Source organism: Blastococcus sp. TF02A-30 (genome assembly GCF_003319185.1).
In the GTDB taxonomy this organism is placed as follows: Bacteria; Actinomycetota; Actinomycetes; order Mycobacteriales; family Geodermatophilaceae; genus Blastococcus.
Genome location: NZ_QOHJ01000002.1, coordinates 496,773 through 518,943, shown reverse-complemented (window position 1 = coordinate 518,943; position 22,171 = coordinate 496,773). Strand labels below are relative to the sequence as shown.

The window sequence follows — 22,171 nt, the reverse complement described above, 5'->3', positions numbered from 1 at the left end:
CTGTGCGCTGTCCGGGGCTACCCGGGTCCGGCTGCCCCGATGAGCGCACACTCACCGGTGCTGGTCGCCTGCGCGCACGGCACCCGCAACCCCACCGGCCGGCGGCTGATCGCCGAGCTGGCGCTGGCCGCCCGCTCCCTGCGCCCGGGCCTGGTGACGACGGCGGCGTTCGTGGACGTGCAGCCGCCGACCGTGGTCGACGTGGTCGCCGAGCTCTCGGCGTCCGGCCGCCCGGCCGTCGTCGTCCCGCTGCTGCTGTCCGGCGGGTACCACGTGCACGTCGACATCGCGCAGGCCGTCGCGGCCGCGCCGGGCACGGTGGCGGCCCGCCCCCTCGGCCCGGACCCCCGGCTGGCCGCCGTGCTGCGCGACCGGTTGGTGGAGGCCGGCGCCGACCCCGACGACCGGCGCACGGCGGTCGTGCTCGCCGCCGCCGGGTCCAGCGACCCGCGCTCGGTGCGCGACGTCGAGGACACCGCCGCCCTGCTGCACCGCGACTGGGCCGGGCCGGTGACCACGGGCTACGGGTCCGCCGCGAAGCCGGCCGTGCCCGACGCGGTGGCGGCCGCGCGCGCCGCCGGAGCCGCGCGGGTGGTCGTCGCCTCCTACCTGCTGGCGCCGGGGCACTTCCACGACAAGCTGGCCGGCGCGGGCGCCGACGTGGTCACCGCTCCCCTGCTCCCCGACGAGCGGATCGCCGCCGTCCTGCTCGACCGCTACGACGCCGCCGTCGGCTGATCAGCGCGCCGGCTGGACCGTGCCGGTGACCTCCCCCAACGAGATCCGCCCGCCGTTCACGCCGGGGGCCGTGGCGCTGATCGTCACCGTGTCGCCGTCCTCGAGGAACGTGCGGGTCGAGCCGTCGCCGAGCCGGAGCGGCTCCGCCCCGTTCGCGCTCAGCTCCAGCAGCGAGCCCCACTCTGCGCGGGTGGCACCGCTGACCGTGCCGGACGCGAAGAGCTCGCCGGCCAGCGCCGGGGCGCCGTTCACGGTGAGGTGCGCCAGTTGCTGGGCCGCCGTCCAGTACGTGCCGCGGAACGGCGGCCGGCTGATGACCTCCCCGTTGAGCCGCACCTCCAGCGCGAGGTCCAGGCCCCACGGGTCGCCGTCGTCGCGCAGGTAGGGCAGCAGCTCGGTCTCCCGCTCAGGCGGCGCCACCCGGGCGGCCTCCAGCGCGGCCAGCGGCACGACCCACGGCGACATCGAGGTGAGGAACGACTTCCCGAGCATCGGGCCGAGCGGCACGTACTCCCACGCCTGCAGGTCGCGGGCCGACCAGTCGTTGACCAGGCACACGCCGAACACGTGCTCGGGGAAGTCCGCGACGGTCAACCGCTCCCCCGGGGCGCCGACCACGAAGCCCACCTCGGCCTCGAAGTCGAGCTTGCGCGTCGGGCCGAACGGCGGCAGCCCGCCGTCGTCCGGCGCCCCGAGCTGACCGCAGGGCCGGACCACCGGCGTCCCCGAGACGTCCACGGTGCCCGGCCGCCCGTGGTAGCCGATCGGCAGGTGCAGCCAGTTCGGCGGCAGCGGATCGGTGCCCGGCCGGAACAGCCGGCCGACGTTCTCGGCGTGCTGCCGGGAGCTGTAGAAGTCGACGTAGTTCGGGACGCCGATGGGCCGGTGGAGCTGGACGTCGTCCACCGGGATCAGGTGCGGCTCGACCCGGGCGCGGTGCCGTTCCTCGGTGAGCCACTCGGTGACCTGCTCGCGCCGGTCGCGCCAGGCACCCGGCCCCGCGATCAAGAACGAGTCGAGGGCGCCCGTCTGGTGCACCCGCTCGCCGGTCGTCTCGAAGAGGTCGAGCACGAGGTCCCCGATGCGCACGCCGTGCCGGAAGCCGACCCGGCCGCGAGCCAGGAAGACGCCCAGCGGCAGGTTGTCGATCCCGAAGCCGGTGCCCTCCGGCAGCTCGACCCAGGTCACGCGGGCCCGCGGCCCGACCAGGACCAGGCGTACCGGCCGTCGTCCACCGCCCGCCCGCCCTCGCCGAGGGCCAGCGGCCGGAAGGTGTCGACCATGACCGCCAGCTCGTCGAAGCGCTCCGCGCCCAGCGAGGCCTCCACCGCGGCCGGCTGCGGTCCGTGCGAGTGCCCGCCCGGGTGCACGGTGATCGAGCCCTTGCCGATGCCGGAGCCCTTGCGCGCCTCGTAGTCGCCGTCCACGTAGAACATGATCTCGTCGGAGTCGACGTTCGAGTGGTAGTACGGCACCGGCACCGCGAGCGGGTGGTAGTCGACCTTGCGCGGCACGAAGTTGCAGATGACGAAGTTCTGCCCCTCGAACACCTGGTGCACCGGCGGCGGCTGGTGCACCCGCCCGGTGATCGGCTCGAAGTCGGCCACGTTGAACACGTAGGGGTAGAGGCAGCCGTCCCAGCCGACGACGTCGAACGGGTGCTCCGGCACCACGTGCACGGTGCCGGCCAGCCCGCCCGGCCCGTCGCCGCGGTGCTTCACGTAGACCTCGACGTCGGTGCCCTCGGCCAGCAGCGGCTCGGCCGGGGTGCGCAGGTCCCGCTCGCAGTACGGCGCGTGCTCCAGGAACTGGCCGTACCGGGAGAGGTAGCGCTTGGGCGGGGCGATGTGGCTGTTCGCCTCGATCGCGTAGGTGCGCAGCGGCTCGTCGCCGGTCGGCAGCCAGCGGTGCGTCGTCGCCCGCGGGAGGACGACGTAGTCACCCGGCCCGACGTCCAGCGCGCCGAACACGGTCTCCACCGTCGCCGTCCCGCGCTCGACGAAGACGCACTCGTCACCGGTCGCGTTGCGGCACAGCGGGCTGGGCAGGCTCGACACGGCGTAGGAGATGCGGACGTCGGCGTTGCCGAGCACGAGCCACCGGCCGGTCACCGGGTCGACCGCCTTGTGCTCCTCGCCGGGGAACAGGTCGTGCAGCCTCAGGTGCCGGGGCAGCAGCGGGCTGTTCGGCGTCGTCGCCTGGTCGGGCAGCTCCCACGGCCGGGCGTCGACCAGCGACGACGGGACGCCGCGGTGGTAGAGCAACGAGCTGTCGGAGGAGAAACCCTCCTCCCCCATCAGCTCCTCGGAGTACAACCGCCCGTCCGGGCGCCGGAACTGCGTGTGCCGCTTCCGCGGCACCTCCCCCACCTGCCGGTAATGAGCCATCGAGAGACCTCTCGGACGTGACCGGATGGAACGGCCACCCTTCAGGGGCCCGCGCCGAGCGGAGCGAGGCGCGGGGGGAAGGGTGGTCCTTCTAGAAGTTGCCGCGGCGTTCCTGCTCGCGCTCGATCGCCTCGAAGAGTGCCTTGAAGTTGCCCTTGCCGAAGCCCAGCGAGCCGTGCCGCTCGATCAGCTCGAAGAACACCGTGGGCCGGTCGCCGGTGGGCCGGGTGAAGATCTGCAGGAGGTAGCCGTCCTCGTCTCGGTCGACCAGGATGCCGCGCGCCTGCAGCTCCTCGATCGGCACGCGGACGTTGCCGATGCGGGCCCGCAGCTCGGGGTCCTCGTAGTACGACGCCGGCGTGGACAGGAACTCCACGCCCTCGGCGGTCATCGCGTCGACCGTCGCCACGATGTCGTTGGTGGCCAGCGCGACGTGCTGCGCGCCGGGGCCGCCGTAGAACTCGAGGTACTCGTCGATCTGCGACTTCTTCTTGCCCATGGCCGGCTCGTTGAGCGGGAACTTGACCCGGTGGTTGCCGTTGGCGACCACCTTGCTCATCAGCGCCGAGTAGTCGGTGGCGATGTCGTCGCCGATGAACTCGGCCATGTTCGTGAATCCCATGACCCGGTTGTAGAACTCGACCCACTGGTCCATCGCGCCGAGCTCGACGTTGCCGACGACGTGGTCGACCGCCTGGAACAACCGCTTGGGTGCACCCGGCCGCTTCTGGAAGGACGACGTCCGCGCCACGTACCCGGGCAGGTACTGGCCGGAGTAGCGGGACCGGTCGACCAGCGTGTGCCGGGTGTCGCCGTAGGCGGCGATCGACGCCAGGCGCACGGTCCCGTGCTCGTCGCTGACGTCGCGCGGCTCCTCCAGCACGGTGGCACCCTGCGCGCGGGCGTGCGCGATGCAGCGGTCGACGTCGGGGACGGCGAGCGCGATGTCGACGATGCCGTCGCCGTGCTTGCGGTGGTGGTCGGCCAGCGGGCTGGCCGGGTCGTACGCGCCCTGGACGACGAAGCGAGCCGAGCCCGAGGTGAGGACGAACGAGTGGTGGTCGCGGTTGCCGGTCTCCGGGCCGGAGTAGGCGACCAGCTGCATGCCGAACGCGGACTGGAAGAAGTGCGCCGTCTGCACCGCGTTGCCCACGACCCAGACCAGGCCGTCCCACCCGCTGACCGGGAAGGGGTCGGCCGAGGCGTCGTAGTCGACCAGGCCGACCAGCTGCTCCAGCTGCTGCAGGTCCAGGCCCGCCAGCCGCTCCTCGTCGTTCAACGCCTGCTCCAGCGTCATCGGAACCCCTCCGCTCGCGGTTGTGTGCGCCGTCACAGCACACCGTCCGGCCGCGACCGCGCAAGATCGGCCACTCGTCCTGGCGTGCCTGCACAACGGGGCTAGCTCAGAGGGCCATCAACTGGGCACACTGCACAGCCCGCACCCGATCAGCCGGAGAGGACCGATGGCCGACAAGCGCGCCCTGGACGCCCTGGACGTCGCCCTGCTGGACGCCCTGCACGCGCACCCCCGTGCCGGGATGCTGGAGATCGCCCGGCTCGTCGGCGTCGCCCGCGCGACCGCGACCGCCCGGCTGCAGCGCCTCGAGGAGGCCGGCGTCGTCACCGGCTTCGGGCCCGACATCGACGTCGCCGCCGCCGGGTTCGGCGTGCAGGCCTTCGTGACGCTGGAGATCGCCCAGGGCGCGCTCGAGGAGGTGCACGCCGAGCTGGCCGCCATCCCCGGCATCCTCGAGGCGCACGCCACCACCGGCAGCGGCGACGTCATCTGCCGGGTGGCCGCCTCCTCGCACGAGGCGCTGCAGCAGATCCTCGTGGAGCTCAACCGGTCGCCGTCGGTGGTGCGCTCGACCAGCGTGGTCGCGCTCTCGTGCGTGGTGCCCTGGCGCACGCTCCCCCTGCTGCGGTCGGAGGCGGTCCGGGGGTCGGGCCGGGCCCCCGGGTACCGCTGACGCACCGGCGCAGCGCGCCGGTGGGAACCTCCGGGTGACCTACTGTGGAGGCCGATGAGCGAGCGGCCGGAGGACCCTGCGACGCCGGGGACGGGCGTTCCCGAGGACGACGTCGCCCCGCAGCAGGAGCAGCTCGACGAGCTGGCCGGGCACGACGCGCCCGCCGACGACGCACCCACGGCTGCCGAACCGACCCGCCCGCCTCGGCGCTGGAACCGCACCACGTCCGCCGTCGCCACCGGCGCGCTGACGCTGGCGCTCGGCTTCGGGCTCGCCGTCCAGGTGCGCAGCACCGACGAGTCGGTCGAGCGCACCGGCGCCACCGAGGAGGACCTGGTCCGCATCCTCGACGAGCTGAACACCCGCGAGGAGCAGCTGCGCGACCAGCTCGGCGAGCGGCAGCAGTCCGTCGAGGAGCTCTCCGGCGACCAGTCGCAGTCCGGGCGGGCGCTCACCGAGGCGCAGCGCCGGGCCGACGCCATCGGCATCCTGAACGGCAGCCTGCCCGCCCGCGGGCCGGGGGTCCGGGTGGTGATCGACGACCCGGAGGGCGCGGTGACCACCGCCATCGTCCTCGACGCGATCCAGGAGCTGCGCGGCGCCGGCGCGGAGGCCATCGAGGTCGACGGCGTGCGGGTGGTGGTCACCAGCTACGTCGACGGCAGTCCCGGCGCGCTCTCCGTCGACGGGAAGCGGCTCAAGGCGCCGTACGAGATCCTCGCGGTCGGGCCGCCGGCCGATCTGGAGGTGGCGCTCAACGTCTCCGGTGGCGTGGTCGCCGACGTCGCGCGGGTGGGCGGCGAGGCACGCGTGTCGCAGAGCGACGAGGTCGTCGTCGACTCCCTCGTCGACGGCGGCTAGCGAGTCGCTCCGGTGGCCGCCGGGCGGTGGGGGTCGGCCGACCACTGCGACCAGGAGCCCGGCCACAGCGCCGCCTGCACGCCTGCGACGGCGAGCGCGGCGATCTCGTGCGCGGCGGTGACGCCCGAACCGCAGTAGACGCCCACCTGAGCCCCCGGCCGCACCCCGAGCGCGCCGAACCGCTCGGTCAGCTCGGCGGCCGGCCGGAACGTCCCGTCCCCGGCCAGGTTCTCCGTCGTCGGGGCGCTGATCGCGCCCGGCACGTGCCCGGCCCGCGGATCCACCGGCTCCACCTCGCCGCGGTACCGCTCCTCCGCCCGGGCGTCGAGCAGCGCACCGCCCGCGCCGGGCAGCGCCGCGGCCTCGTCGATGCCGAGCACCGGCAGGCCGCCACCGGGAAGCACGACGTCGCCCGGCTCCGGGACGACGTCGCCGGTCTCCAGCCGGCCGCCGGCCCGGGTCCAGGCGGCGAGCCCGCCGTCCAGCAGCCGGACGTCGCCGTGCCCGCCCCAGCGCAGCAGCCACCACGCGCGGGCGGCGGCCAGCCCGCCGCTGTCGTCGTAGACGACCACCGGGACGCCGGCGCGCACGCCCCAGCGGCGGGCCGCGGCCTGCAGCTCGTCGAGCGGCGGCAGGGGGTGGCGACCGGCGTCGGGGGACGGCGGGGCGGCCAGCTCGGTCTCCAGGTCGACGAAGACCGCGTCGGGCAGGTGGCCGGCCAGGTACTCCTCCCGGCCGCGCGGGTCGCCCAGCGCCCAGCGGACGTCGAGCAGCACCGGCCGCTCCCCCGCCGCCAGCAGTTCCGCGGCGGAGACCAGCACGGCCGGCGCTCCGCTCACTGGGCCGCCAGCAGGTCGCGCAGCTCCTCGGTCAGCGCCTCGCGGGCCTCGGGGTGCTGGTGCCAGGCCGCCGGCGTCGCCTGCAGCAGCTGGATCCGCCAGCGGCCGGCACCCTCGTCGACGGCCACCATCGTGTGCACGGTGTGGAACCGCTCCTCGATGGCACCGGCGCCCGGCGGGATCATGCCGGCGTGCGCGATGAGCACCGCGACGCCGTCGCCGATGGAGCGGACCGACCGGACCACCGCGACGTAGGAGGCGGTCTGGTGCCCGGCGAAGATCTGCCGGAAGTCCGCCGCGATGGCGAGGCGGCCGTGGTGGTGCGTGCCGTCGTAGCCGACGATGTCGCCGTCGTCGGCGAAGCAGGCCGCGACCGCTGCCCCGCTGCGCCGGTTCCAGCCGTCGAGGTAGGCGGCGTACAGGGAACGGATCTGGGCGTCGTGCGGGTGCGCGGATGTCACGGGAGTGACGCTAGTGGTCAGGCGACGTCGACCGTTCGACGCTCGCCGTCGGCGAACTGGGTCCGGTAGAGGTGTGCGTAACGTTGCCCGAGCGCCAGCAACTCCTCGTGAGTGCCCGACTCCACGATGCGACCGTCGTCGATGACCAGGATCTGGTCGGCGCTGCGGATCGTCGACAGCCGGTGGGCGATCACCAGCGAGGTGCGGCCGCTGAGCGCGGTGTCCAGCGCGTGCTGGACCGCAGCCTCCGACTCGCTGTCGAGGTGGGCGGTCGCCTCGTCCAGGATGACGATGCCCGGGCCCTTGAGCAGCACGCGGGCGATGGCCAGCCGCTGCTTCTCACCGCCGGAGAGCCGGTAGCCGCGGTCGCCGACCACGGTGTCCAGGCCCTCGGGCAGCGAACCGACCAGCGTGGCGATGCGGGCGCCGGTCAGCGCCGCCCACAGCTGCTCCTCGGTGGCGTCGGGCCGGGCGTAGAGCAGGTTGGCCCGGATCGTGTCGTGGAACAGGTGCGCGTCCTGGCTGACCACGCCGATCGCGTCCCGCAGCGAGGCCAGCGTCGCCTTCCGGACGTCCACGCCCCCCACCCGCACGGTGCCTCCGGTGGCGTCGTACAGCCGCGGCACCAGGTTGGCGATCGTCGACTTGCCGGCGCCGGAGTGGCCGACCAGCGCCACGAGGTGGCCTGGCTCCACGCGGAAGGAGACGTCGTGCAGCACGGCGGTCGGACCGCCGTGCTCGGGCAGCGACACCTCTTCCAGCGACGGCAGCGAGACATCGGCCGCTGCCGGGTAGCTGAAGGAGACCGACTCGAACTCGATCGACCGGTCGTCGGCCGGGACCGGCACGGCGTCGTCGGCCTCGCGGATCATCGGCGGCAGGTCGAGCACCTCGAAGACCCGGTCGAAGCTGACCATCGCGCTCATGACGTCGACCCGGACGTTGGCCAGCGCGGTCAGCGGGCCGTACAGCCGCGACAGCAGCAGGGCCAGCGCGACGACGTCGCCGGGGCTCAGCGTGCCGGTGAACGCGAAGTACCCGCCCAGGCCGTAGACGAGGGCGGTGGCCAGCGCCGCCACCAGGGTGAGCGCGGTGAAGAAGAAGCGGCCGTACATGGCCGACAGGACGCCGATGTCGCGCACCCGCGCGGCCCGGCCGCGGAAGGCGTCGGCCTCGGCCGAGGGACGGCCGAAGAGCTTGACCAGCAGCGCGCCGGCGACGTTGAACCGCTCGGTCATCGTCGCGTTCATCGACGCGTTGAGGGAGTAGGACTCCCGGGTGATCTCCTGCAGCCGCCGGCCGATCCGGCGGGCCGGCAGCACGAACAGCGGCACCAGCACCAGCGAGAGCAGGGTGATCTGCCAGGACAGCGTGAGCATCACGCCGGCGGTGAGCGCCAGGCCGATCACGTTGGAGACGACGCCGGACAGCGTCGAGGTGAAGGCCTGCTGGGCACCGATGACGTCGTTGTTCAGCCGGCTCACCAGCGCGCCGGTCTGCGTGCGGGTGAAGAAGGCGACCGGCATCCGCTGGACGTGCTCGAACACGCGGCTGCGCAGGTCGTAGATGACGCCCTCGCCGATCCGCGCGGAGTACCAGCGGGTGCCGAGCGAGATCGCCGCGTCGACCACCGCCAGCCCGGCGATGACCAGCGCGATCCGGACGATGTCGCCGGCGGTGCCCTCCAGCCCGGCGATCCGGTTGACGATGTCGCCGGCCAGCAGCGGGGTGATCACGCCGATCAGCGACGAGGCGACGACCAGCAGCAGGAACCAGGTGAGCTCGCGCCGGTACGGGCGCGCGATGCCCAGGATCCGGCGGACGGTGCCCTTCGGCAGCTCGCGCGAGGTGACCGACGGGTCCCGCCGGAACGACCGCATCGCCGCCATGGAGGTCATGGGCCCGCTCATGTCCACCAGCCCTCCCTCCGTCTCGTCGGCAGCAGCGCCGGCCCTCCCGGCAACCTCGCCCCTCGCGGGGTTGTTCCGGAGGCCGGCCGGCGCGGACGCAGTCTGTCAGCGCCCTCCGACGAGTTCCTGCAGCCGCCGCACCTGGGCGGCCCGCTCGGCGGCGTCCTGCGCGTCGGGGTCGTTGCGCACGGCCGAGCGCACCAGCGCGGCGGTCGCCCGGCTGGCGCCCACCGGCGGCGCGGTCAGCGCCGCGACCAGGTCGGCCACCGTGCCGTCGAGCTCGGCCGCGGGGACGACGACGTTCGCCAGCCCCATCTGCTGGGCCTCGGCGGCGCGGACGGCACGGCCGGTCAGGCAGATCTCCATCGCCCGCGAGTAGCCGACCAGCTCGACCAGGTTGCTGGTGCCGGTGAGGTCGGGCACCAGGCCCAGGGTCGGCTCGGGCAGCCGCAGCGAGGCGTCGTCCGTGAGCACCCGCAGGTCGCAGGCCAGGGCCAGCTGGCAGCCGGCGCCGATGGCGTGCCCCTGGACGGCGGCCACCGAGACGATGCCCGGCTGCCGCAGCCAGCGGAACCCGCGCTGGTACTCGCGGATCTGCTCCTGCGCCTCCTCGGTGGGCCGGCGCCCGAGGTCGCCCAGCCCTCCGGGCGTGCCCGGCTCGGCGCTGAACATGCTGCGGTCCAGCCCGGCGGAGAACGACCTGCCCTCCCCGCGCACGACGACGACGCGGACCTCGTCGGTCAGCGCGTCGCCGATCGCGGCCAGCGACGACCAGGTGGCCGGCGTCTGGGCGTTGAGCTGGTCGGGGCGGTCGAGGGTGACGGTGAGGACGGCGCCGTCCTGGCGCGTGCGGACCCAGCCGTCGTAGGAGTTCTCGGAGGTCACGCCTTCTTACTATTCCGGTTGGCCCCACCACGGCTGCGCAGGGTGGCCCCGGACTCCGACAGCAGCCGGTGGACGAAGCCGTAGGAACGCTTCGTGGACTCGGCCAGCGAGCGGATGCTCTCCCCGCCGTCGTAGCGCTTGCGCAGCTCGTCGGCCAGCGTCGACCGGTCACCTCCGGTGATCCGCTTGCCCTTGCCCAGGTCCGCAGTGCTCGAGTCGGCCATGACTCCCCTCCGTGTCAGCCGCCGGCCCAGCACACCGCCCGAGCCGACCGCAGCCGACCCGGCGATGGCCGTCCGTCCTGTGTCGGTGCCGCCGTCCCGCTGACCACGGCCACCTGGCAACCCATGATCACCCAGGTCCCCGGGGACGGCGAGGCGAGAACGTCGGGCCGGTCCGACCGCGCCCCTGGCGGGCTCAGCCGCCCCGGCGGACGACGGGCCGCGCCACGACGCGGCCACACGTCCGGCGCAGCGGGTACAGCCGCCGCGACCTCAGGCCAGCTCGACCAGGTCGGCCAGGTCCTCGCTCCAGGCGTCCTCGGTGCCGTCGGGCAGCAGGATGACCTTGTCGGGGTTGAGCGCGCGCACGGCGCCCTCGTCGTGGGTGACCAGCACGATCGCGCCGGCGTACGTGCGCAGCGCGTCCAGCACCTGCTCCCGGCTGGCCGGGTCGAGGTTGTTGGTCGGCTCGTCGAGCAGCAGCACGTTGGCGCCGGAGACGACGAGGGTGGCCATCGCCAGCCGGGTCCGCTCACCGCCGGAGAGGGTGCCGGTGCGCTGGTCGACCGTCTCGCCGGAGAAGAGGAAGGCGCCGAGGATCCGCCGCAGCTCGGTGTCGGTGCTGTCCGGCGCCGCCGAGCGCATGTTCTCCAGCAGCGAGCGGTCCATGTCGAGGGTCTCGTGCTCCTGGGCGTAGTAACCCACCCGCAGCCCGTGCCCTGCCTTCACCTCGCCGGTGTCGGGGGCCTCGGTGCCGGCGAGCATCCGCAGCAGCGTCGTCTTGCCGGCGCCGTTGAGCCCGAGGACGACGACCCGCGCGCCCCGGTCCACGGCCAGGTCGACGTCGGTGAAGATCTCCAGCGACCCGTAGCTCTTCGACAGGCCCTCGGCGGTGAGCGGCGTCCTGCCGCACGCGGCCGGCGTCGGGAAGCGCAGCTTGGCCACCCGGTCGGCGACCCGCACCTCGGCCAGCCCGGCGGCCAGCCGCTCGGCGCGCTTGTCCATGCTCTTCGCCGCCTTGGCCTTGGTGGCCTTGGCCCGCATCTTGTCGGCCTGCGCGGTGAGCGTGTCGATCTTCCGCTCGGTGTTGGCCCGCTCCTGCTTGCGCCGCCGCTCGTCGGTCTCGCGCTGGGCCAGGTAGGGCTTCCAGCCGAGGTTGTAGACGTCGACGGTGGCCCGGTTGGCGTCCAGGTGCCACACCTTGTTGACGACGGCGTCGAGCAGCTCGACGTCGTGGCTGATCACGATCAGCCCGCCCTTGTGCCCGGCGAGGAAGCCCTTGAGCCAGGTGATCGAGTCGCCGTCGAGGTGGTTGGTCGGCTCGTCGAGCAGCAGCGTCTCGGCGTCGGAGAAGAGGATGCGGGCGAGCTCGACGCGGCGGCGCTGGCCACCGGAGAGGGTGCGCAGCGGCTGGGCGAGCACGCGGTCGGGCAGGCCCAGGTTCGTGCAGATGCGGGCGGCGTCGCTCTCGGCGGCGTACCCGCCCAGCGCGGCGAACTGGTCCTCGAGCCGGCCGTAGCGGCGGACGGCCTTGTCGCGCTCGTCGTCGTCGGCCGGCTCGGCCATCGCGACCTGCGCCTTGACCATCTGGGCGCGCAGCACGTCGAGCCCGCGGCCGGAGAGCACGCGGTCGCTGGCGGTGATGTCGAGGTCGCCGCTGCGGGGGTCCTGCGGGAGGTAGCCGATCTCGCCGCTCACCTCAACCTTGCCGGCGTGCGGCAGCCGCTCACCGGCCAGCGTGGTGAGGGTGGTCGTCTTGCCGGCGCCGTTGCGGCCCACCAGGCCGATGCGGTCGCCGGGCTGCACGCGGAGCGTGGCCTCGCTGATGAGGATCCGGGCGCCGGCTCGCAGCTCCAAACCGGTCGTCGTGATCACTGGTCCCAGGGTAGGCGCTCGCGGAGCGATACCACGAACGGTTTCGGGGTGACATCGGCGGCACCTGCGGTGGTTCGGAGCTCCCCGGGACGGGCAGGCTGGCCCGGTGACCTCGGGTGTGCGCGAGACGGAGGCGGGAGAGCCACCGCTCCCGGAGCGCGCCCGCCCGCCGCAGGTCCTGCAGGCGGTCGGCGTGGTGCTGGTGGTCAGCGCCGCCGCGGCGGCCGCGGCGGCCATCGGCGGGGCGCCGATCCGCGTGCTGGTGCTCGTCGCCGCGGTGGTGGCGGCCGGCTTCTCCGTGCGCGCCGCCCGCGGCGGGCTGCGGACGGCGGAGGAGACCCTCGCGGCCTGCGCCGTCGGCCTGGCCGTGGTGGGCAGCGACACCGGCGAGGGGCTGCTCGCGAGCCCGTCGTGGCCGGCGGCCGCCCTGGTCGTCGCCTTCGCCGTCCTGGCGGTGGTCTGCCGCTCGGTGCTGACCTGGCCGCTGGCCGCCTGGTTCGCCGGGCAGCTCGCGGTGCTGCGCGCGCTGGACGTGCTGCCGGCGCAGCTGCGGACCGAGGTCCTCCTCGGGGTGGCGCTCGCCGGTCTCGGGCTCGCCCTCTCCGCGCGCCGCCCGGTGGCCCGGGCCGCCCTGGTCACCACGGTGCCGTGGTGGGTCGCCGGGGTGGCGCTCGGCTCGGCGGAGGCGTGGCAGGGGACGACGGCGGAGCGGTGGATCGCCGCGGCGCTGATGACCGGCGCGGCCGGGGGCCTGCTGCTCACCCGTCGCCGTGACGACCTGCACCCGCTGCTCGGCCCCCGCCTGGGCCTGCCGCTGCTCGCGGGGGTCGTCGCCGGGGCCGGGCTGACCGGGGCGGCGGACGGGACCGGCGTCGCCGCGGTCGCGGTCGCCGGGTTCCTGGGCGTGGTCGTCGCCTCGTGGGCCGACGCCTCGCTGCACGGGGACCGCCGCGACACCTGGCTGCCGGTCGCCCGCTCCCTCGGCTACACGGTCGGGCTGCTGGCGCTGGGCCGGCTGCTGGCCGGGCAGGAGTGGGACGAGCTCAGCGCGCTGCTGCTGCTCATCGCCCTGCCGGCCGCGATCGCCGCCTGGCGGTCGACCGACGACCGGCCGCTGCTGGTCCCGGTGACCGTGGTCTACGTGGCAGCGGGGGTGCTGAGCGCGGTGCCCGCGCAGTGGTGGCCGCCGTCGGTCGCCGCCGCGCTGCTCACCGCCGTCTACGCGGCCGCGCTCGCCGTGGGTGCCGCCTTCCCCGCCGACGTCCGCCGCGGGACGACCCTGACCGCCGCGCTGTGCAGCCTGGCGACCGTCGCGCTGCTGGTCGTTGACGACCAGCGGCCGCTGCTGGCGGTGCTGCTCGCGGCGCAGAGCGCGGCCACGCTGTCGTGGGCGTGGCGCACCTCGCCGGCGACCGCCCCGGCCGACGACGAGGCCGACGAGCAGGCCGCCGTCGCCACGGTCGCGTGGCGGATCGGGGCCGCGCAGCTGGTGCTGGCCGCCTGGATCGGGGTCGCGCACGCGGGCTGGACCGCGGTCGAGGCGTGGACCGTCCCCCTCGCGACCGGGCTGGTCGTCGCCGCCGGACGCCGGTTGGTCGAGGGGCCCTCGTGGCGGGCGTGGGGGCCGGCGCTGCTCGTGCTGTTCGTGCCGACCACCGCGATCGCCGTCGTGGAACCGCACGCCGTCCGCGCCGTCGTCGTCCTGCTGCTGGCCGGGCCGGCGATGGTCCTGGGCGCCTGGCGGAGCCGCCGCGCCCCGCTGCTCGTCGGCGCCTCCGCGGCGCTGGCCGTGGCGCTCGGCCTGGCGGCGCGGGCACTGCCCTGGCCGATCGGCGTCGCGCTGGTCGTCGGTGGGCTGCTGCTGTGGTGGGGCGCGGTGCGCGAGCGGGACCCGGTGGGCGGTTTCGGCCGGCGCCTGGCCGACCTCCGCTGATGCCGGCCCCCGAGCCGCTCGTCCCGGCCGACCTCCCCGCGGTCCTGGCGCTCTACGAGGAGGCGTTCCCGGCGAGCGAGCGCGTCCCCTCGGACGTGTTCGCGGCGGAGCTCGGCCGCAGCCGCACCGGGCTCGTCCTGCGCGCCGGCGACCGGGTCGTCGCCTTCGGCAGCCTGATCGAGCTGGCGCCGGACGCGCGGCTGCTGGAGTACCTGGCCGTCCGGGCGGACGCCCGCGGCGGCGGGCACGGCGGCCGGCTGCTCACCCACCTCCGGGAGCAGGGCGGCACGCTCCTCCTCGAGGTGGAGGACCCGGCCGAGCCGGGTCTCGCCCCGGAGGAGGTGACCACCCGCGAGCGCCGGATCGCCTTCTACCGGAGGCACGGCGGCGCGCCCGCACCGTTCGGCATCCGCTACCGCCCGCCGTCGTTCGACGGGTCACCGACCCCGCAGATGGCCCTCTTCGTCCTGGGCGATGCGGGGCGGTGGACCCTCCCCGACCTCCTGCACCGGCTCGCCACCGGAGCGCAGGTGTCCTACGCCTCCGCCCGACCCTGAGGGGTCAGGGACCGAACAGCACCTCGGCTCCGACCGGGCGGTAGCCCGCGGCGAGGAACGCGCGCAGCGACGCCGTGTTGGCCGGTGCCACCTGCGCCCACAGCGGTTCCCCGCCGGGGACGAGCGCCGGGGCGGCCGCGACCAGGGCGGTGCCCAGCCCCCGGGTGCGGGCGCCCGGGTCGACCTCCACCGAGACCTCCCAGCGGTCGGCCACGCCCCGGCCCACGGCGAGCAGCCCGCCGCCGTCCGGTGTCGTCCACACCCGGACGTCGCGGCGGTGCGCCAGCGCCCGCCGCACGCGGGGGTGCGCCGTGGCCTCGGTCGGGAGCTCGCGCAGCGGGACGCCGCTCCCCTCCCCCGCGGGCGGGGCGACGAGGACGGCGTCCACGACGCCGGGCTCGACGCCGATCCGGTCGCCCAGCGCCGCGAGGAAGCGGGCCCCGAGCGGCGCGGCGAGCGGGTCGTGCGCGACCTGGGCGGCCACCCACGCCGGGTCGACGTCCGCGGCCACGACGTGCCAGGCGGTCCCGCCGACGACGACTGCCCGCGCCCCGGAGGGCGCGGGCAGCGTGGTCACGCGTGCGTCGGCCGGCGGGTGGTCTCCCGCGGCCAGGCGCGCGAAGAGCTCGTTCAGACGCGGAAGCCCAGCGCGCGGAGCTGCTCGCGGCCGTCGTCGGTGATCTTGTCCGGGCCCCACGGCGGCATCCAGACCCAGTTGATCCGGATGTCGTCGACGAGGCCGGGGCCGGGGCCGCCGGTCAGCGCCTGGCGGGCCTGGTCCTCGATGACGTCGGTCAGCGGGCAGGCCGCCGAGGTCAGCGTCATGTCGATGATCGCCACCTGCGACTCGCCCTCGTCGGCGACGTCGAGGCCGTAGACCAGGCCCAGGTCGACGACGTTGACGCCCAGCTCGGGGTCGACGACGTCGCGCATGGCCTCCTCGACGTCCTCGATCAGCGCCGACTTGTAGGCCGGCAGCTCGCCGGGGGTGGTGTCGGTGGTCGGGTTCTCGGTCGTCTCGCTCATGCGTTGCCTCCGGTGGCGGACAGGGCCCGGGCGGACGCGTCCTTCAACGCCATCCAGCTCATCAGGGCGCACTTGATGCGCGCGGGGTACTTCGAGACGCCGGCGAACGCGACGGCGTCCTCCAGCTCGTCCTCGAGCTTCTCGGCGACCGCCGGGTCGCCCTTGGCCTGCATCAGGGTCATGAAGTGCTCGCCGGTCTCCAGCGCCTCGGTGACCGGCTTGCCGACGACGAGGTCGTACATCGCGGAGACCGACGCCTGGCTGATCGAGCAGCCCATGCCCTCGTAGGACACGTCGGCGACGGTGTCGCCGTCGAGCTTGACCCGCAGGGTCACCTCGTCCCCGCAGGTGGGGTTGACGTGGTGGACCTCGGCGTCGAACGGGTCGCGCAGGCCGCGGCCGTGGGGGTTCTTGTAGTGGTCCAGGATGATCTCCTGGTACATCGACTCGAGCTGCATCAGATGCGCCTCACACCGTTCCGAAGAACTTCTGGGCCGCGCGAATTCCGTCGGCCAGCGCGTCGACGTCGTCGTAGCCGGTGTGCACGTAGAACGTCGCCCGGGTGGTGGCCGGGACGCCGTAGCGGCGGACGACCGGCCAGGCGCAGTGGTGCCCCACGCGGACGGCGATGCCGAGGTCGTCGAGGACCTGGCCGACGTCGTGCGGGTGGATGCCCTCGACGGTGAAGGAGACCGCTCCCCCGCGGGCCACGGTGTCGGGCGGGCCGATCACGGTGACGCCGGGGATCTCGGCCAGCTTCTCCAGCGCGTAGCCGGTGATCGCCTCCTCGTGCGCCTGGACCTTGTCCATGCCCAGCGCCTGCAGGTAGTCGACGGCGGCGGCCAGACCGATGACCTGAGCGGTCATCGGGACGCCGGCCTCGAAGCGCTGCGGCGGCGGCATGAAGGTGGAGCCCTCCATGCGCACGACCTCGATCATCGAGCCGCCGGTGAGGAACGGGGGCAGCTTGTCGAGCACCTCGTACCGGCCCCAGAGCACGCCGACGCCGGTGGGCCCGAGCATCTTGTGCCCGGAGAACACCAGGAAGTCAGCGCCCAGCTCGGTGACGTCGACCGGCTGGTGCGGCACCGACTGCGCGCCGTCGACCAGCACCAGCGCGCCCACCTCGTGCGCCCGCTCGACGATGGGCGCGATCGGGTTGATCGTGCCCAGGATGTTCGACTGCTGCGTGACGGCGACCAGCTTGGTGCGCTCGTTGACCACCGTCGCCAGGTCGGAGAGGTCCAGCCGGCCGTCGTCGGTGAGCCCGAGCCAGCGCAGGGTGGCCCCGGTGCGCTCGCACAGCTGCTGCCAGGGCACCAGGTCGGCGTGGTGCTCCATCTCGGTCACCACGATCTCGTCGCCCTGGCCGACGGCGTAGGTCCGGAACTCCGGCTCCTTCGCCGTCGCGGCGTTCGAGAGCGCGTAGGCGACGAGGTTGATCGCCTCGGTGGTGTTGCGGGTGAAGACGATCTCCCGCTCCGGCGCACCGATGAAGGCGCCGATCGTCGCCCGGGCCTCCTCGTAGGCACCGGTCGCCTCCTCGGCGAGCTGGTGCGCTCCCCGGTGCGGCGCGGCGTTGACGTTCTCGTAGAACCAGCGCTCGGCGTCGAGCACCTGGCGCGGCTTCTGCGAGGTGGCTCCGGAGTCGAGGTAGACCAGCCGCTTGCCGTCCCGCACCGTGCGGCCCAGGATCGGGAAGTCCGCCCGGATCGCCTCGACGTCCAGGGGGAGCGGGGTCTGCGCCCCCGTGCCGGGACGCGAGGCGGTCGCGGTCATGCGGACGCGACCTCCTGCGAACCCTTCACGTACGCGGCGTAGCCCTCGTTCTCCAGCTTCTCCGCCAGCTCCGGGCCGCCCTCCTCGACGACCTTGCCGTTGACGAAGACGTGCACGAAGTCGGGCTTGATGTAGCGCAGGATCCGCGTGTAGTGGGTGATCAGCAGGACGCCGATCTCGCCCTCCTCGCGGGAGCGGTTGACGCCCTCGGAGACGATCCGCAGCGCGTCGACGTCGAGGCCGGAGTCGGTCTCGTCGAGGATCGCGATGCCCGGCTTGAGCAGCCGCATCTGCAGGATCTCGTGGCGCTTCTTCTCACCACCGGAGAAGCCCTCGTTGACGTTGCGCTCGGCGAAGGCCGGGTCCATCTCGAGCAGTTCCATCTCGCTCTTGACGTCCTTGACCCAGGTGCGCAGCTTCGGGGCCTCGCCCTTGATGGCGGTGGCGGCGGTCCGCAGGAAGTTGGACACGCTCACCCCCGGCACCTCGACGGGGTACTGCATGGCCAGGAACAGGCCGGCGCGGGCGCGCTCGTCGACGCTCATCGCGAGGACGTCCTCGCCGTCGAGGGTCACCGTGCCACCGGTGATCGTGTACTTCGGGTGGCCGGCGATCGAGTAGGCCAGGGTCGACTTGCCCGAGCCGTTGGGGCCCATGATCGCGTGCGTCTCGCCCGAGCGGACGGTCAGGTCGACGCCGCGGAGGATCTCCTTGGCGTCGTCACCCTCGCCGACGCTGACGTGCAGGTCGCGGATCTCCAGAACGGACACTTCTCTTCTCGCTCCTTCATTCACCGGCCGCGAGGGGCAGGCGGCCGTCGCTCTCGGTGTCGACGAGCACGTCCTCCCCTTCCACGCGGACCGGGTAGACGTCGACCGGCTCGGTCGCCGGCAGGTTGGTGGGCTCGCCCGTGCGCAGGTCGAAGCACGAGCCGTGCAGGAAGCACTCGATGGTCGGGGCGCCGTCGAACAGCTCGACGTCCCCGTCGGTCAGCGGGACGTCGGCGTGCGAGCACCGGTCCTCGAGGGCGTACAGCTCCCCCTCGAACCGGACGACGGCGACGTCGACGTCCGCGAGCTCGACCCGCAGGGAGCCGTTCTCCGGGACGTCGGACAGCGCGCAGACCCGCTCGAAGGCCATGGTCAGGCCACCTCGACCGGCTGGTCGTCGAGCGCCGGCAGCGCGCCGAGGCGGTCGTCGATCGTGGCCATCAGCCGGTCCTGCAGCGCGTCGATGCCGATGTGCTGGACGACGTCGGTGAAGAACCCGCGGACGACGAGGCGACGGGCGGTCTCGGCGTCGATGCCGCGCGAGCAGAGGTAGAACAGCTGCTCGTCGTCGAACCGGCCGGTGGCGCTGGCGTGGCCGGCGCCGACGATCTCGCCGGTCTCGATCTCCAGGTTGGGCACCGAGTCGGCGCGGGCGCCGTCGGTGAGCACCAGGTTCCGGTTGAGCTCGTAGGTCTCGGTGCCGGTGGCCGCGGGGCGGATGCGGACGTCGCCGATCCAGACCGTCCGCGCGCCCTCACCCTGCAGCGCGCCCTTGTAGAGCACGTTGCTGGTGCAGTTCGGGACGGCGTGGTCGACCCAGAGCCGGTGCTCCTGGTGCTGCGTCTCGTCGGAGAAGTAGACGCCGAACAGCTCGGCGCTGCCGCCGGGGCCGGCGTACTGCACGTTGCTGACCAGGCGGACCAGGTCACCGCCGAGGGTCACCACGACCTGCTTGAAGGTCGCGTCCCGGCCGACGACGGCGTCGTACTGCCCGCCGTGCACCGCCCCCGGGGCCCAGTCCTGCACCGACACGAGCGAGACCTGCGCGCCGTCGCCGACGAGCACGGTCACGCCGCCGGCGTAGCGGGCCAGGCCGGTGTGGTCGAGGACGACGGTCGCCTTCGCGAACGCGCCCACCTCGACGACGAGCTGGCCCCAGACGACCTCGTCCGACCCGGTGCCGGCCAGGCCCAGGGTGACCGGGCGGTCGAGCTGGGCCTCCTTGGCCACGCGGACGACCGCGGCACCGCCGCTGCGCTGGCGGGCCAGGGCGGCGAGCCGGTCGACCGGCTCGGGCAGGCCCTTGAGCAGCGGGTCGCCGGCCTCGACGCTGGTCAGCTCGACGCCCTCGGGGAGGTCGGTGGTCCAGGTCAGGTGCGCGTCGGACTCGGCGCCGTCCAGGAGCGGCTTGATCCGCTTCATGGGCGTGAACCGCCAGGTCTCCTCGCGCCCGGTGGGCACGCCGAAGGCGTCCGGGTCGGTCGAGGTGAACCGCTCGGCCGGCGAGCCGGTCGGGGCCGGTCCGCCGTGCGAGTGCGCCCCGGGGGCGACGCCGGTGCCCTCGGCGGGCGTCGCCGGCGGGCCGGCCTGGGTGCCGACGCCGTCGCCGAACAGCTCGCCGGCGAGGACGGCGGATTCGGTCGTGAGACCGGTGGTGGTGGGGTTGTCGCTTGCCGACATCAGCCGACGGCACCTTCCATCTGCAGCTCGATGAGCCGGTTGAGCTCGAGGGCGTACTCCATGGGCAGCTCGCGGGCGATCGGCTCGACGAACCCGCGGACCACCATGGCCATGGCCTCGTCCTCGGACAGGCCGCGGCTCATCAGGTAGAAGAGCTGGTCCTCGCTGACCCGCGAGACGGTCGCCTCGTGGCCCATGGCCACGTCGTCCTCGCGGACGTCGACGTAGGGGTAGGTGTCCGACCGGCTGATCGTGTCGACCAGCAGCGCGTCGCACTTCACCGTGGACTTCGAGCCGTACGCGCCCTCGTCGACCTGGACCAGGCCGCGGTAGGAGGTGCGGCCGCCGCCACGGGCCACCGACTTCGACACGATCGTCGAGGAGGTGTGCGGCGCGGCGTGCACCATCTTGGCGCCGGCGTCCTGGTGCTGGCCCTCGCCCGCGAAGGCGATCGAGAGGACCTCGCCCTTGGCGTGCTCGCCGGTCATCCACACGGCCGGGTACTTCATCGTCACCTTGGAGCCGAGGTTGCCGTCGACCCACTCCATGGTCGCGCCCTCGTGGGCCACGGCCCGCTTGGTGACCAGGTTGTAGACGTTGTTCGACCAGTTCTGGATGGTCGTGTACCGGCAACGCGCGTTCTTCTTGACGATGATCTCGACGACCGCGGAGTGCAGCGAGTCGCTCTTGTAGATCGGCGCGGTGCAGCCCTCGACGTAGTGCACGTAGGCGCCCTCGTCGACGATGATCAGCGTCCGCTCGAACTGGCCCATGTTCTCGGTGTTGATCCGGAAGTAGGCCTGCAGCGGGATCTCGACGTGCACGCCCGGCGGGACGTAGATGAACGAGCCACCCGACCAGACGGCGGTGTTCAGGGCGGCGAACTTGTTGTCGCCGGACGGGATGACCGAGCCGAAGTACTCGCGGAACAGGTCCGGGTGCTCCTTCAGCGCGGTGTCGGTGTCGAGGAAGAGGACGCCCTGCTCCTCCAGGTCCTCGCGGATCTGGTGGTAGACGACCTCGGACTCGTACTGCGCGGCGACACCCGCGACCAGCCGCTGCTTCTCCGCCTCGGGGATGCCCAGCTTGTCGTAGGTGTTCTTGATGTCCTCGGGCAGCTCCTCCCAGGACGTCGCCTGCTTCTCGGTGGAGCGCACGAAGTACTTGATGTTCTGGAAGTCGATCCCGGACAGGTCCGAGCCCCAGTCGGGCATCGGCTTCCGGTCGAACAGCTTGAGGGCCTTGAGCCGGCGCTCGAGCATCCACTCGGGCTCGCTCTTGCGCGCGGAGATGTCGCGGACGACGTCCTCGCTCAGACCGCGGCGCGCCGAGGCACCCGCGACGTCGGCGTCGGCCCAGCCGTACTCGTAGCGGCCGAGCTGCTCGATCTGCTCGTCCTGCGTCAGCGGCTGTGCCGGCTGCTGCGTGCTGGTCATGCGGGCGTCCTCTCCCGGTCGTTCGTGGGGGTGGTGCTGGTGCTGGTGGGCGCGCTCGCGGGCGCTGCTCGCTCACCTCGTACAGGGCGTGCGGGGGCCGATCTGTTCCCCGTCCGCAGGGGTCCTGGGATGTGTGTGGTGCAGATCCCGTCACCGTGGGCGATCGTCGCCAGCCGCTGCACGTGGGTGCCCACGAGGCGGCCGATCACCGCGGTCTCGGCCTCGCACAGCTGGGGGAACTCCGCCGCCACGTGCGCCACCGGGCAGTGGTGCTGGCAGAGCTGCCCCCCGCCGGAGATCGCGGAGGCCGAGGCAGCGTAGCCCTCGGCGGTGAGCGCGGCGGCGAGCACCTGCGCCCGGTCGACGGGGGCGGCCGGATCGGCGGCGACGGCCTGCTCCACGGCGGTGGAGCAGCGCTGCTCGAGCCCGGCCAGCTGCTGCTCGGCGACCTGGCGGACCGCGTCGGGCCCGCCCGCGGCGGCGACGAACCGGAGCGCGGTCAGCGCGAGGTCGTCGTAGGCGTGCGGGAAGGCCGAGCGGCCGGCGTCGGTCAGGTGGAACCGGCGGGCGGGACGACCGCGACCGCGGTGCGCCTCGCGCGCCTGCCGCTCCTCGACCCGGCCGGCGTGCACCAGCGCGTCGAGGTGCCGGCGGACGGCGGCCGGGGAGATGCCCAGCCGGCCGGCCAGCTCGGTCGCGGTCTGCGGCCCGTGCTCCAGCAGGAGCCCGGTCACGCGGTCGCGCGTCCGCCCGTCGTCGGCAGGTGCCGACGTCCGGGGAGCAGCCGCGACGGATTCCACAACACGAGTGTGTCCTATTTCAGGAGCGTCGCAAGCAAGGTCC

General features: G+C 73.8%; 23 protein-coding genes. 5 read left to right on the top strand and 18 right to left on the bottom strand.

All coding sequences use genetic code 11. The features are described 5' to 3' along the window. The first annotated feature begins 39 nt into the window (after positions 1-39). Positions 40-738, top strand: a complete 699-nt coding sequence (locus tag DQ241_RS06810) for a sirohydrochlorin chelatase (protein ID WP_113829384.1) — start codon at positions 40-42, stop codon at positions 736-738. Here the strand turns inward: DQ241_RS06810 and fahA are convergent, their stop codons facing one another. From fahA to hppD, 3 genes are all read right to left on the bottom strand, one after another. Beyond that, positions 739-1,926, bottom strand: a complete 1,188-nt coding sequence (gene fahA, locus DQ241_RS06805) for a fumarylacetoacetase (RefSeq protein WP_113829383.1) — start codon at positions 1,924-1,926, stop codon at positions 739-741. Next, positions 1,923-3,125 carry a homogentisate 1,2-dioxygenase gene (locus DQ241_RS06800; protein WP_113829382.1) on the bottom strand — a complete coding sequence of 401 codons (1,203 nt, stop codon included), beginning with the start codon at positions 3,123-3,125 and terminating at the stop codon, positions 1,923-1,925. Before DQ241_RS06800 ends, fahA begins: the two co-directional genes overlap by 4 nt. 91 nt (positions 3,126-3,216) lie before the next feature. After that, on the bottom strand, positions 3,217-4,422 hold the full coding sequence (hppD, locus tag DQ241_RS06795) for a 4-hydroxyphenylpyruvate dioxygenase (RefSeq protein WP_113829381.1): 1,206 nt from the start codon (positions 4,420-4,422) through the stop codon (positions 3,217-3,219). A gap of 166 nt (positions 4,423-4,588) precedes the next feature. On the opposite strand from hppD, the gene DQ241_RS06790 reads away from it, so the two are divergent. Together DQ241_RS06790 and DQ241_RS06785 are read left to right on the top strand one after the other, a co-directional pair. Beyond that, entirely contained in the window at positions 4,589-5,095 is a 507-nt protein-coding gene (locus DQ241_RS06790) for an Lrp/AsnC family transcriptional regulator (protein WP_113829380.1), read from the top strand. A 54-nt stretch (positions 5,096-5,149) separates the two neighbouring features. Further along, the gene (locus tag DQ241_RS06785) at positions 5,150-5,956 is read left to right on the top strand and encodes a DUF881 domain-containing protein (protein ID WP_113829379.1); all 807 of its coding nucleotides are present in this window, start codon (positions 5,150-5,152) and stop codon (positions 5,954-5,956) included. Here the strand turns inward: DQ241_RS06785 and DQ241_RS06780 are convergent. From DQ241_RS06780 to DQ241_RS06755, 6 genes are all read right to left on the bottom strand, one after another. Then, positions 5,953-6,795, bottom strand: a complete 843-nt coding sequence (locus tag DQ241_RS06780; protein WP_233492266.1) for a sulfurtransferase — start codon at positions 6,793-6,795, stop codon at positions 5,953-5,955. The genes DQ241_RS06785 and DQ241_RS06780 overlap by 4 nt on opposite strands. Further along, positions 6,792-7,256: an SgcJ/EcaC family oxidoreductase gene (locus DQ241_RS06775; protein ID WP_113829377.1), complete on the bottom strand. Its 465-nt coding sequence runs from the start codon at positions 7,254-7,256 to the stop codon at positions 6,792-6,794. The genes DQ241_RS06780 and DQ241_RS06775 overlap by 4 nt, the downstream gene beginning before the upstream one ends. A 17-nt stretch (positions 7,257-7,273) precedes the next feature. Continuing rightward, on the bottom strand, positions 7,274-9,166 hold the full coding sequence (locus DQ241_RS06770) for an ABC transporter ATP-binding protein (RefSeq protein WP_113829477.1): 1,893 nt from the start codon (positions 9,164-9,166) through the stop codon (positions 7,274-7,276). Positions 9,167-9,271: 105 nt separating this feature from the next. Next, entirely contained in the window at positions 9,272-10,051 is a 780-nt protein-coding gene (locus DQ241_RS06765; protein ID WP_113829376.1) for an enoyl-CoA hydratase/isomerase family protein, read from the bottom strand. Continuing rightward, a complete protein-coding gene (locus tag DQ241_RS06760) occupies positions 10,048-10,275 on the bottom strand; it encodes a helix-turn-helix domain-containing protein (RefSeq protein WP_091983578.1) in 228 nt (75 codons plus the stop codon). The genes DQ241_RS06765 and DQ241_RS06760 overlap by 4 nt, the downstream gene beginning before the upstream one ends. 270 nt (positions 10,276-10,545) lie before the next feature. Beyond that, positions 10,546-12,147 carry an ABC-F family ATP-binding cassette domain-containing protein gene (locus DQ241_RS06755; protein WP_113829375.1) on the bottom strand — a complete coding sequence of 534 codons (1,602 nt, stop codon included), beginning with the start codon at positions 12,145-12,147 and terminating at the stop codon, positions 10,546-10,548. A gap of 106 nt (positions 12,148-12,253) precedes the next feature. Between DQ241_RS06755 and DQ241_RS06750 the strand changes: the two genes are divergently transcribed. Both DQ241_RS06750 and DQ241_RS06745 read left to right on the top strand, forming a co-directional pair. Further along, the gene (locus DQ241_RS06750; protein ID WP_147252344.1) at positions 12,254-14,080 is read left to right on the top strand and encodes an SCO7613 C-terminal domain-containing membrane protein; all 1,827 of its coding nucleotides are present in this window, start codon (positions 12,254-12,256) and stop codon (positions 14,078-14,080) included. Continuing rightward, entirely contained in the window at positions 14,080-14,637 is a 558-nt protein-coding gene (locus tag DQ241_RS06745) for a GNAT family N-acetyltransferase (RefSeq protein ID WP_113829373.1), read from the top strand. Before DQ241_RS06750 ends, DQ241_RS06745 begins: the two co-directional genes overlap by 1 nt. Before the next feature lie 4 nt (positions 14,638-14,641). Here DQ241_RS06745 and DQ241_RS06740 read toward each other — a convergent pair whose 3' ends face one another. Genes DQ241_RS06740 through DQ241_RS06700 form a run of 9 tightly spaced genes read right to left on the bottom strand, consistent with a single transcriptional unit; the run spans position 14,642 to position 22,062 of the window. Next, complete coding sequence (locus DQ241_RS06740) at positions 14,642-15,214, bottom strand: GNAT family N-acetyltransferase (protein WP_199584143.1); 573 nt, start codon at positions 15,212-15,214, stop codon at positions 14,642-14,644. Positions 15,215-15,267: 53 nt separating this feature from the next. After that, positions 15,268-15,663 (bottom strand): metal-sulfur cluster assembly factor, encoded by a 396-nt coding sequence (locus tag DQ241_RS06735; protein WP_113829372.1) that lies wholly within the window; start codon positions 15,661-15,663, stop codon positions 15,268-15,270. After that, positions 15,660-16,121 (bottom strand): Fe-S cluster assembly sulfur transfer protein SufU, encoded by a 462-nt coding sequence (sufU, locus tag DQ241_RS06730; RefSeq protein WP_113829371.1) that lies wholly within the window; start codon positions 16,119-16,121, stop codon positions 15,660-15,662. Before sufU ends, DQ241_RS06735 begins: the two co-directional genes overlap by 4 nt. Positions 16,122-16,131: 10 nt before the next feature. Further along, on the bottom strand, positions 16,132-17,442 hold the full coding sequence (locus DQ241_RS06725) for a cysteine desulfurase (RefSeq protein WP_113829370.1): 1,311 nt from the start codon (positions 17,440-17,442) through the stop codon (positions 16,132-16,134). After that, the gene (sufC, locus tag DQ241_RS06720) at positions 17,439-18,212 is read right to left on the bottom strand and encodes a Fe-S cluster assembly ATPase SufC (RefSeq protein ID WP_113829369.1); all 774 of its coding nucleotides are present in this window, start codon (positions 18,210-18,212) and stop codon (positions 17,439-17,441) included. The genes DQ241_RS06725 and sufC overlap by 4 nt, the downstream gene beginning before the upstream one ends. Positions 18,213-18,228: 16 nt before the next feature. Next, the gene (locus DQ241_RS06715) at positions 18,229-18,582 is read right to left on the bottom strand and encodes a non-heme iron oxygenase ferredoxin subunit (RefSeq protein WP_113829368.1); all 354 of its coding nucleotides are present in this window, start codon (positions 18,580-18,582) and stop codon (positions 18,229-18,231) included. Positions 18,583-18,584: 2 nt separating this feature from the next. Continuing rightward, positions 18,585-19,892, bottom strand: coding sequence for a Fe-S cluster assembly protein SufD (gene sufD, locus DQ241_RS06710; RefSeq protein ID WP_113829367.1), 1,308 nt, complete (start codon positions 19,890-19,892; stop codon positions 18,585-18,587). Next, positions 19,892-21,328: a Fe-S cluster assembly protein SufB gene (gene sufB, locus DQ241_RS06705; RefSeq protein ID WP_113829366.1), complete on the bottom strand. Its 1,437-nt coding sequence runs from the start codon at positions 21,326-21,328 to the stop codon at positions 19,892-19,894. The genes sufD and sufB overlap by 1 nt, the downstream gene beginning before the upstream one ends. Further along, positions 21,325-22,062, bottom strand: a complete 738-nt coding sequence (locus DQ241_RS06700) for a helix-turn-helix domain-containing protein (RefSeq protein WP_233492265.1) — start codon at positions 22,060-22,062, stop codon at positions 21,325-21,327. The genes sufB and DQ241_RS06700 overlap by 4 nt, the downstream gene beginning before the upstream one ends. Between the last annotated feature and the right edge of the window lie 109 nt (positions 22,063-22,171).